Genomic DNA, 11,772 nt, shown 5'->3' with positions numbered 1-11,772 from the left:
ATTTTCTGCATATTTCAGAAAAGCTTGATAGGACGCGGATTTTCACGGATACGTTATCGGACTATAGTATCAATTTTGTAATCTTTATGGTTAATACTGTAAAAAAGGCCGCAACTTTAAAAAACAACCTGCGTTTAATGGGATAAGTGTCTAAGCACACTCAGATGCTGTAATCCGCGTTGCATATAACAATAACAGGCATATACGTCCCTACAGGAACAGATCTTAAATCCTCAGTTCACAGGGGGAAGATACAATGGTGAGCAGAGGATGAAGTTCAGAGGGAAAGCATGCTAGTTGATGGCGTATTTTACGAATAATGGGCAGAATGTTGCAGTTTATGTTTGCTCCCATCAGCCTAGTTACAAATGCAGACGCTTAGCGCTATAGTGAGAACTACACCGCTGACAGCTCTATTCCATGCGGTCATCCTATGCGGAATATGCCGCATGTCTTCATGTTTGATCTATAACACAGGCATAAGACGGGATGCATACTAGAGAGGTGAGCAAACGAGAGCATGAGTAGACGAAGACGAAAACGCTGGATGCTAACGGTGCTGGCTGGAGCCGTAGTATTGACCGGAGGAATATTTGCCGGCATGTACTATATGCAGCCCAAACTGGTCACCTATACAGCGCAGAATGGTACAGAAATGAAGTTCAAGACAGAGGGAGACCGATTCATGGAATACGGATCGGACGGTACGTGGAAGGAGATGTTCGTCAAAGGCGTCAATCTGGGCGCAACGTCACCAGGACACTATCCGGGTGAATTCCCGCTGACTAAAGAGGATTATCTGAGGTGGTTCCAGCAGATTCAAGATCTGGGCGCTAATGTAATCCGGGTATATACGGTTCATGAGCCGATTTTTTATACTGCCTTGGTCGATTATAATCGGGGTAAGCAGCAGCCTTTATATTTTATACAGGGGATATGGTCACCTGAGGAAGAGTTGATTGAGAAGCAGGATGCTTATCTCGACCATATCGAGCAAACATTTAAACAGGAAATTGAAAAAGCAGTATCTGCTGTCTATGGGGATGCGGACATTCCTGATAAACCGGGAGCTTCTAGCGGGAAGTATAAGGCGAATGCAGGGAAATATCTGATGGCTTGGCATGTCGGAACGGAGTGGGATCCTATGATGGTGGATAACACGAATAAGACACATCCTGATGTGCCGCAGTACAAGGGAGTCCATTTTTCGGGAACCCCGGATGCTTCACCATTCGAGAACTGGTTGGCAGAATTGATGGACTATACCGCCGTATTAGAGAAAGAGTACGGTTGGGAGCATCCAATGACGTTTACGAATTGGGTGACGACCGATGTGCTTGATCATCCAGGTGAACCATTGTATGAAGAGGATCTGGTCAGTGTGGATGCCCGTCATATTGAGTCGAAGGACTGGCAAGGAGGATATTTTGCAGCGTATCATGTGTATCCTTACTATCCTGACTTGTTCCACATCGATAAGACGCTTCAAACCATTAAGGATGCCAATGGAGAGTACAACACGTACAAAAGCTATCTACGCAAGCTTAAAGCCGAGTTTTCCGATATGCCTGTAATGATTACAGAGTACGGTGTACCTTCCTCGCTTGGTATTTCTCATCTAGGCATGGGAGGAAGGAATCAGGGAGGGCATAACGAGGCAGAGCAAGGTGAAATCGACGCTTCACTAACTCAAGATATCTACGATGAAGGGTATGCAGGAGCGATCTTGTTCATGTGGCAGGACGAATGGTTCAAGAAAACTTGGAACACGATGCCACTCGAAATTCCAGCAGACAGGCGTGCGTATTGGTTAAACGTGCTGACCAACGAGAAGATGTTTGGTTTGCTCGCGATGGATCCTGGGAAACAGGAGCAGTTGACCATTGATGGCAGCTTGGATGATTGGGAGCAGCTGAAGGATGATGAGGTAACGGTCTGGCAGGGTAAAGTGGAGGGCATTCAGGAGATGAAGCTGACGCATGACGAAGCTTACCTGTACATCGGCATGACCTTAGATCAGCCGTTTGATCCGAAGCAGACGGTGCTGCACATTGGTACAGACACACTTGCAGGAGGCAATCAGCCTGGCGAGCGACTTCCGGGTCGAACGATCAGTGATGGACTCGAAACGGTGATCACGCTGGGGCAGGATGCTGAATCTCAAGTGGAGATTGCCAAAGATTATGATTTTAATCGTCGTCTGTATGGTAAGGATGGCTATGACATGTTGCCAGAGGATTCAGCCGATTCAGCTAATCCATTCCAGCCGTGGAACCTGGCGGTAAGCCTGAGGATGACACCGCCGGATACCAGATCGGCTCACCCGTTTATGAACGAAAAGGTGGGGGCGCTGAAGCGAGGAACTACAGCGGCAGGGCAGTCTGATACAGATTCGTTAACAGCCTGGCAGTATAACGGAAATCAGGTAGAGATGCGAATTCCTTGGATGTTGCTTGGGTTCGGTGATCCAAGCTCACTGCAAGTCATCAACTATGGAGCACTTCAGGAAGGACGACAATTCCAAACTGAAACCGTAGAGGGCATTACACTGGTTCCATGGTTAATGGAGCGTTCTACTGGTCAAGTGTCATGGCCAGGAGGCGAAGCGAACACACTGGACTTGAAGACATTGCCTATGTACAAGTGGCAACCTTGGGAACAGGTAGAGTACAGCGAGCGTTTGAAGCTAAGTTATGAGGAAATGAAGAAACGTTTTGAACGAATACCTAGTTTTCAGACCGAATAAATCAAGATAAGAGGTTGTTCAAAAAGTCCGCTTTTGATTACGAAGGATGCGCAAGCGACATCTCAGCTTCGAATATGGGATTCAGCCGAAATGTCCGTTGCTCACGTAGCTTAATCTACGCTCCGCTACTCCATTTCTATCTTCATCCCATTTTCTTGGTACTGAAAACCGACCTTTTTGAACACGCAATATAAGGAGGACTTTTTCGAATGTTTCCCAATTTGGCACTAGCTTATCTATTTCTATATATCTGTATAGCGCTTGTTGTTGTAGGCGTAATCCTGCTGTTTGCCATGAAAATGTCCCACAATGGCAAACAGCGCAAGATGGAGTGGTACGAATCCAAGCAGCGGGACTACTTTACGTACTTGCAAACTGCACTGACGGAGAATCGTCAACTGAAGCTGCCACCAGGCAAGCTTGCTCCGTTAGAGCGCAGGGTTATCCAGAATAAGTTGATTGAATGGATCGATCAGTTCAAGGGAGAGTACCGCGACAAGCTCATTGCTTTGTGCCGTGAGTCAGGTTTTGTAGAGCATGACCTAAAAGAACTGGGCAGACTGCGTTACGGTCGTCAGATCGATGCAGCGTTTCGCTTAGGGGGCATGCGTTGTCCAGAGGCTGTTCCGGGACTTATGGAATTGCTGAAGGATGAGAAGCCTGGTCCGATGGCGATCATGATTGCTCGCTCAATTGCGAGAAGCACCGTTCGTCAAGGAGAGTTAAAGGAGATGCTTGAGGTGCTGTTAACCAAAGGCAAATCCATTCATCACCTAGCTGCAGATATTCTACTTGAAACAAGCATGGATACGAGTAAGCTGTTGATTGAATTAATAGAAGACCGTAATCCCGACTTTGTAAAAGTAGGACTTGTAGCTATGTGGGGACAGGCTGTTCCAGAAGTGATGCCTGCTCTTCACAAACTGGTGGGCGCGGAGCAGCGGGATGTACGTGCTGAGGCAGTGAAGCTGTACCTTAGCGCAAGCCCTGCACTGCGAGATGAGACGATTTTGAAATTAATGCAGGATGCAGATCCTGAGGTACGCGCCGAAGTCGCTCAAGCGCTGGGCTCGAAGCATGCATCAGGCAGTATCCCGTTACTGCGCAAAGCGCTGCGAGATGAAGATTGGGGCGTGCGATACAACAGTGCCGAGAGTTTGGCGAAGCTGGGTGAGCCTGGATTTGAAGCGCTGTGCCAAGCTGCTGTACAGGGTACAAATGTAGAGCGTGAAATTGCGATGCAGCAGATTGAGAGCACGATGCAACATACGGGAACGGATCATAGAGCTGTTGAACAGATGATCGCACATAACAAAAAAAGGCTGCTTTATGATCGGTATTTTGGCTCACCAATAGACCATCGCACTAGCAAGAAACGTACAGGTGTGGCAACGGTAGGAGGGGATTACACTGCTTAGAGATCTTTTATTAATCTACGGTATGGTGGCTATATATTATGTGGTTTTTGTTAACACACTATATTTCTCCATCTTAGCCCTTTCATTCCGCAACATATGGACGATATTCCGGCGTTCGCACTATTCCAAATACAATACGTTGTCAGGGTCGGAACTGGTGCCTTCGGTCTCCTTGCTGGTACCGGCATACAATGAGGAACTGACGATTATTGAAAATGTAAACTGTCTCATGACGCTGAACTATCCAACGTACGAGGTCATCGTGGTTAACGATGGTTCGAGTGACGATACGTTGAAGAAGTTACTGCAAGAGTACAATCTTAAGCCCATGACCAACACGAAAATGCATGGCAAAATCGCATGTAAAAACATACGAGGCATCTATCATAATCCAGAATTCCCGGATCTCTATGTCATTGATAAGGAGAACGGTGGTAAGGCGGATTCACTTAATGCAGGAATCAATCTGTCTCACTACCCTCTTATCTCTTCAATTGATGCCGATTCGCTTCTGGAGAAGGATGCTTTGATCCGTATGGCTCGCATGTACATGGAGAACCCAGAAGAGACGGTGGCGATTGGCGGCGATGTTCGTATAGCTAATGGCTGTAAGATCGAAAATGGAGCCGTACAGGATGTATCTCTTCCTCGCAAAATGTGGCCGATGTTCCAGTCCATTGAGTACCTCAAAGCCTTTCTCGGCGGACGAATTGGCTGGAGCCATATGAATGGCTTGATCATTGTATCAGGTGCCTTCGGTATGTTCCGTAAGGATGCAGTTATTGCCGTCGGAGGCTACCGGGATGGTTATCCTGGGGAGGACATGAACATTATTATCAAGCTTCACCGCTATATGCTGGAAAATAAATTGAAGTATCGCGTGGCGTTCTGTCCTGAAGCGGTATGTTGGACACAGGCGCCGGATTCCTACCGGATCTTGTCCAGTCAGCGCAAGCGCTGGGGACGGGGAAATCTGAAGAACATGCTTGAGAATCGTGGCATGTTGTTCAATCCGAAATACAAAGTAATGGGCATGGTGACGATGCCGTACAATGTCATTTTTGAAGCGCTCAACCCTTATTTCCGGATTACCGGACTTCTGGCACTTGCCGGATACGTGCTGATGGATATGACGCAGTGGCCGATCCTCGTGTTGTTCGGATTGTTGAATTTTGTGAGTGGTTATCTGCTGAGTGTAGGCGCGCTAGTGCTGGAGGAAATTGCATTTAAACGTTACAACAAGCTATCTGATCTGGTCAAAATGCTGGTATTCTCTGCCTTGAAATTTGTAGGTTATCATCAGCTCGGTGTGCTCTGGAGATTGCAGGGTCACATTCAGTTTATGCAAAACAACAATTCATGGGGCACGATGACTCGCCAGAGCTGGTCAGAAGAAGAAAAGGGTGCAAGCAAAGCTGCTTGATTATTACTGAAGAAGAAGGGTGGAAAAGAACATGCCAAATACGGCAACATTGCAGCGTGAGACTGCGGTCAATGTGTATCGAAGTGTAGAGCAAGGGTTGAAGGAAACGGGTGCCGGAACATGCGGTTTAATGTTCATCCACTGTGCAGGGAATATTCAGCCAGAACAGCAGATCCGAACACATTTGGAGCAGACACATGATTATGATTTCCAGTTGTGGAAAGATGGGGCTACGCAGACGATTGCGGTTCTATTGCCGAGATTAACCTTGGATGAAATTCACTATGCAGGACTTCGGATCAAGCATGAACTACAGGAAACGGTACCCGGTGCCGATCCACAGATTACACTGGCTAGCTTCACGGATAAGGATCGTCCTTCACAGGCGACCATTCAGCATATGGCTGAATCCTCGAAGCTGGTAGACTCATCGGAGATTCATATCTACACGCTGGACAAGACATCAGCAGATCCAGAACGTATTTTAATTGTAGATAATGATCCGACCGTACGTGAGTTTCTGCAATTGCGATTGAAGATGCAAGGCTACGAGACGTATGAGGCTGTAGATGGTCTGGCTGCACTGGAGCTTATCGAGAAGGTGGCACCAGATCTGGTACTGACCGAATTGAACCTGTATGGCATTGACGGCTTGCCGTTCATTCATCATATCCAGAAGTTGGGGATAGAGCAGCCCCCCAAAATTGTCGTTCTGACGGAGCAGCGTGTGGAGCAAACGATCAGCCAATGCTTCCGTAGCGGGGTTGATGATTATATGACCAAGCCGTTCTCACCTGTAGAGCTGGATGCTCGTATTCGGCGGTGCCTGCACTAGATAGTTGTGAATTTATGCAAATGCCAAAGAGATAACGATAGACAAAAGAACAAATTTCACACAAAATCAAATCATTGTTGGAGGGACTATCATGCATAATCAACATTTCCACTCATTATTAAATGCAATTGAAAATAAAGAAGCAGTACTCGGCGTGGTCGGGCTCGGTTATGTAGGGCTTCCACTTGCTGTAGAAATGGTGAATCAAGGCTTCACTGTCATCGGAATTGATCTCGATGCTTCTAAGGTAGAGAGTATCTATCACGGAGATTCATACATTCACGATATCTCATCTGAGGAATTGAAAAAGGTAATGGAGACAGGTCGTTTCCAACCAACGACAGATTATAGTATGCTGCGTGTCATCGATGCGTTGAGTATCTGTGTACCAACACCACTGAGCGAGAACCAAGATCCAGATACGTCGTACATTGAGACGGTAGTGGATCAGATTAAATTGCATATGAAACCAGGTATGTTGATCACGCTGGAGAGTACAACCTATCCGGGAACTACCGAAGAGCTGATTCAACAGAAGCTGGACAAAATCGGACATGAAGCAGGCAAAGACTACTTCCTCTGCTTCTCGCCAGAGCGGGTTGACCCGTCCAACGGACGATTCACTACGTTTAATACGCCTAAGGTCATTGGAGGCACTACCGAAGCTTGCCTTAAGCTAGGAACGGCGTTGTATGGTAAATATGTGCAAACCGTTGTACCCGTATCTTCACCAAAAGTAGCGGAGATGTCTAAATTGCTTGAAAATACATTCCGCAGCGTGAATATCGCCTTCGTGAATGAAATGGCGATGATGTGTGATCGCATGGGCATCGACATTTGGGAAGTCATTGATGCAGCTGCAACCAAACCGTTTGGCTTCATGCCATTCTATCCGGGTCCCGGCATCGGTGGTCACTGCATTCCGCTGGATCCAATGTATCTGTCATGGAAAGCAAAAGGATTCCGTTTCTACAGTAAATTCATTGAGCTGGCACAATCGACGAATGACAACATGCCATATTATGTTCTGAATAAAACGTCAACCATTTTGAACGAATACGCCAAATCTGTTCGAAATTCCAATATATTGCTGCTGGGTATGTCATACAAGCCGAATATTGCAGATCTGCGTGAGTCCCCAGGACTGGAAGTATATGAATTGTTCAAGGAAAGTGGAGCTAATGTAAGCTACTACGATCCGTATGCTGATTCATTCTTGGACAAACATGGCGATACCGTACACAGCGAAGTGTTCAATCTGGAACAGTTCAAAACATACGATTGCATCGTGCTGATTACCAATCATAAGGATCTTCCATATCGTGAAATTTCGGAGCTCGGTGTACCGATTCTTGATACACGTAATGCATTCCGCACATATACACAGCCTCATATTTATAAGATTGGTCACTCGGTACAACACCCTGTGCTTGAACCAAGTGAAGCGTTGCTCGTCTGAGGAATCCAATGACACGATGGAGGAAGGTTCCGGTGAAGGCAAAATGGGTACTTCTGGCACTGATATTTTGCCTGCTGCTTCTGCCCTGGCTGCTCAAGTGGTTCTCTCATGAGGAACACAAAGCGACTTGGCTGTGGGACGCTTCCATTATTGCAGAGCAGACACCGGAAATCATCTCATTTTCCAAAGAGCAGGGCGTGTATGTAATCTTCCTGCAAATACAGGATGAAGTATCCGATGATACGTACCGTAAATTTATTGCCGCTGCGAAGGTGGCGGAGATTGACGTACATGCCCTGAATGGTCATGCGGATTGGGCTTATACGGAGAAACGGGAAGAAGGACTGGCTTTTATTGAGCGAGTGCGAGCATATAATGCAGCTTCTGCTAAGAATGAACGTTTTGAAGGCATCCAATTGGATGTAGAGCCGTATCAACTGAAACGCTGGGAGAATGAGGAGAGCCGTGTGATTGCAGAGTGGCAAGACAACATGAAGGCTTGGACGGAAGCGGGAGAGGATGCAGGATTGTACATGAGCGCTGCCATTCCGTTCTGGCTCGATGCCCGTCAGTCATCTGAGAATGAAGGGACGTTCAGCCACTGGGTTATCTCTCAATTCGATGCAGTAGCTATCATGGCGTATCGCGACAGTGCGCAACAGATGTACGATCTGTCCAAGGAGGAACTGGACGAGGCAGACGACCTAGGCAAGAAAGTCTGGATCGGAGCAGAGTTGGCCGATACGCATGAAGGGGATCACCTGACCTTTTTCCGTAAACCGATCAGCAATATGGATGAGGAAATGGAGAAGGTGTTCAAACTTGGCTCTACTCATTCTTCTTTTGCAGGTGTTGCCGTGCATCATTATGAAGCATGGTATGCGAAGAAAAACGGTATTCCGCTTGCACGCAAGGATGATGAGCAGAAATAGAGATCACCGTTATGAGGATCAAGGATCAGTTGAGCCCTACAACGCGCAGACGATATGAGATGAACAAATGAAGTGAACAAGAAAGGCAAGTCCTGATATGAAGAGGACTTGCCTTTCTTGTTGTTATGAATGGTAAAAGATAATCGAATAGATGGTCAAGAGTTCATCCCTATCCGTTGAGTCGGCTTAGCTCAAGAGATCGGCATCATAACATAAGCGGCTTAAAACGTAAGGTGGAATGTGCTCCGGTCTATTCTCTGCTGCTCTCCGTTGTCCGATAACGATTGGGGGGCAGACCAACGTGTTTTTTGAATGCTTTGGAGAAGGAGAACAAGTCGGGGTAACCGACGGAATGAGCCACTTCAGTTAAGCTTAGCGAGGTCTGTACTAGTAAGCGCTTAGCCTGATCCATTTTCAATTGCTGAATATACTGGACGGGAGAGAGACCGTACGCTCTGCGGAACTGTTTGGCAAAGTGGGTTCGATCCACGCCCGCATGAGCAGATACGCCTTCCACTGTAATGCCGCCAGCAAAATGGATATCCATATACTCTTTGCCTTTCTGGAGCCAGGGAGTAGCCGAGTCTGGCTGCAGTCCCTTGATTGCCGGAGAACGGGCGATTCGGTCGAAGAGGCTTAGAAACCGAGTAAGTCTTCCCAGATCACTTGCTCCATCCTGCGGTTTGCGAACATCCTCCATAAATGCACGCATTGCACTTGCTGTCTCTGGCGTTAACACACCTGAACGATAAGGCGAGTCTGGAGTCAGACCAATCCGGGAGAGCAGTTCTGCCGCATGTGAGCCGTCAAAGGCAATAAATATTTTCTGCAATGTGTTCTCAGGGGTGGTCCAGTACTCATGAGTGACATGCGGAAATAGACAGAACGCATCTCGTGCTCGCAAGGCATGATGTTGCCCATTCTGAATGAACGTACCTTCCCCCTCTAACACAAACAGCAAATAATGATAAGGTGTGGTGCGAGGGCCAATATGATAGTTGTTCTTGGCTAGATTGCGGCCGATACGAATCGGCCAGGCGCCACCGGCTTTCTCGAATTCAGATGGAGTGAAGAAAATAATATCCAAAAACTCGTGGTGGTCCTCCTTCATGCTCTCGATCATCGGGAACACCTCTTTAATATATAAGTATTGTAGATACGATCGCAAAGGTTCATTTATAACCTATTATACAGGTGGGTTTTATACATATTCAAGATGTACGTGACCTAATTCTGAGAAAAGACCACAAAATGACAAAATAAAATTGCCGCGAAATGACATTGATCACAGACAAATCAATTGATATGATGTCCATACCTATTAAACCAAGTTAATTAATTGGTATTTGGAGTTTGTGTACACCTAATAAATTTAATTTAAAGAATGACACGACAACGTAGGAGACAGAAAAGACCTGAAGAAGCGAAGCGTGCGCCTTTGTCACCGGGTTTCCCCTTAAAAGGGAATGGAAAAAACCTGGGGACAAGAGGGCTCGAAAGGTTTTCTGTCACCGAAGTGCTTAAGTGGAACATTTTTAGAGCAATTTATTCATAGAAGGGAATGACTTTGGTGAGCGAACAGGAAGAGATGAAGTTTGGATGGTTTTTGCCAACAGCAGGGGATGGTAAGTATGTAGGAGTTGAACCAGAACGAGCACCGAGTCTGGATTATCTGGTGCAGGTAGCACAGACGGCGGAGACGGCAGGGTTCGAATTCGTACTTATTCCGACAGGGGGAGCCTGTCTGGATGCGTGGGTGGTCGGCTCAGCTGTGATGAGTCATACCAAGACATTGCGTCCCCTTGTCGCTATTCGCCCTGGTCTGGTTACACCGGTTCTTGCTGCACGTATGGGTGCGGCTCTGGATCAGCTCTCGGGAGGCCGCGCGATGATGAATGTCGTTACAGGTAGCTCAATCCGAGACCTAGAAGAGCTGGGTGATCCGCTGGCACATGCACATGATGAGCGGTATGTACGTGCGAGCGAGTATATGGAAGTCATGAAACGTTCGTGGACCCAGTCCGCAGGACTCAATCTGACTGAATTCGCAGGCAGTGGTGCACAATCGAATGCGGATGCGTCCAATGATCCATATCCAGAGTTTAAAGGTCAACACTATAGCTTCAAAGGCCCAGTAGGCATGCCGGAGACAGTACAGAAACCTCATCCACCATTCTATTTGGGAGGAAGCTCCCCGATTGCAAAGCGAGTTGCTGTGGAACATGCCGATACATTCCTTATGTGGGGCGAACCTCATGATTGGATCCAAGAGCAGATCGAAGAGATCGAGGTCATTCGTGAACAGGTAAAAGCGGAAACAGGACAAGATCGTCAGATGCGTTATGGCATGCGTGCGCAAGTGCTCATTCGGGATACGGAAGAAGAAGCATGGGCAGCTGCTTGGGAGATTATCAGCAAAGTACCGCCAGAGGCAATCGAGAAGGCCAAAGCAGCCTTTGCCGAGACGGATGCTACTAACCAACGTAGACAAAACGAGCTACGGGAACTGTCGGAGAAACAGCAATTTGTAGTAGGTCCTAACCTGTGGACAGGATTGTCTGTCGTACGCTCCGGCGGAGCCATCCTTATCGTGGGTACAGCAGAACAGGTCGCGGAACGCTTGATGGAGTATGGGGATTTGGGTGTGACCACATTCATTCTCTCTGGGTATCCACATCTGGAAGAAGCCGAAATCTTCGGACGAACAGTTATGCCGATCATTCGTGACCAATGGAAAACAAGACAAAAGCAGCACTCCGTTACTACCAACTAAGTAAGTTAACTTTTTTTACACTTTAACGGAGAGGGCAGAACCGATCTGAAGAAGCGTAGCGCTCGCCTTTATCCCCGGATTTTAACCATTAAAAGAAATGATTCAGAGAAATCTGGGGATAACAGCGATCGGAAGATGGTACTGCACTCGGAGTGCCCAGTGTGAAACATTTGTGCAACTTACATT

At 47.2% G+C, this 11,772-nt stretch carries 8 protein-coding genes; 7 read left to right on the top strand and 1 reads right to left on the bottom strand.

Going from position 1 to position 11,772, the window contains the following annotated elements; translation table 11 throughout:
- The first annotated feature begins 520 nt into the window (after positions 1-520).
- The 6 genes from V6W81_RS19495 to V6W81_RS19470 all read left to right on the top strand — a co-directional run bounded on the left by V6W81_RS19495 (position 521) and on the right by V6W81_RS19470 (position 8,813).
- Positions 521-2,746, top strand: a complete 2,226-nt coding sequence (locus V6W81_RS19495) for a hypothetical protein (protein ID WP_338540110.1) — start codon at positions 521-523, stop codon at positions 2,744-2,746.
- Between the two features lie 209 nt (positions 2,747-2,955).
- A complete protein-coding gene (locus tag V6W81_RS19490; RefSeq protein WP_338540109.1) occupies positions 2,956-4,164 on the top strand; it encodes a HEAT repeat domain-containing protein in 1,209 nt (402 codons plus the stop codon).
- A gap of 22 nt (positions 4,165-4,186) precedes the next feature.
- Entirely contained in the window at positions 4,187-5,587 is a 1,401-nt protein-coding gene (locus V6W81_RS19485) for a glycosyltransferase family 2 protein (protein WP_186380834.1), read from the top strand.
- 31 nt (positions 5,588-5,618) lie between these two features.
- The gene (locus tag V6W81_RS19480) at positions 5,619-6,422 is read left to right on the top strand and encodes a response regulator transcription factor (RefSeq protein ID WP_338540108.1); all 804 of its coding nucleotides are present in this window, start codon (positions 5,619-5,621) and stop codon (positions 6,420-6,422) included.
- Positions 6,423-6,513: 91 nt separating this feature from the next.
- The gene (locus V6W81_RS19475; RefSeq protein WP_307212386.1) at positions 6,514-7,881 is read left to right on the top strand and encodes a nucleotide sugar dehydrogenase; all 1,368 of its coding nucleotides are present in this window, start codon (positions 6,514-6,516) and stop codon (positions 7,879-7,881) included.
- Positions 7,882-7,913: 32 nt separating this feature from the next.
- Positions 7,914-8,813, top strand: a complete 900-nt coding sequence (locus V6W81_RS19470) for a hypothetical protein (protein WP_338540107.1) — start codon at positions 7,914-7,916, stop codon at positions 8,811-8,813.
- Positions 8,814-9,063: 250 nt separating this feature from the next.
- Here the strand turns inward: V6W81_RS19470 and V6W81_RS19465 are convergent, their stop codons facing one another.
- Complete coding sequence (locus V6W81_RS19465) at positions 9,064-9,936, bottom strand: helix-turn-helix transcriptional regulator (protein ID WP_338540106.1); 873 nt, start codon at positions 9,934-9,936, stop codon at positions 9,064-9,066.
- 465 nt (positions 9,937-10,401) lie between these two features.
- Here V6W81_RS19465 and V6W81_RS19460 point away from each other — a divergent pair, with 465 nt between their 5' ends.
- Entirely contained in the window at positions 10,402-11,586 is a 1,185-nt protein-coding gene (locus V6W81_RS19460) for an LLM class flavin-dependent oxidoreductase (protein WP_430701365.1), read from the top strand.
- Positions 11,587-11,772 lie beyond the last annotated feature (186 nt).

It is taken from the genome of Paenibacillus tundrae (genome assembly GCF_036884255.1).
GTDB lineage: Bacteria > Bacillota > Bacilli > Paenibacillales > Paenibacillaceae > Paenibacillus.
This window is presented reverse-complemented; position numbering and strand designations above follow the sequence as displayed.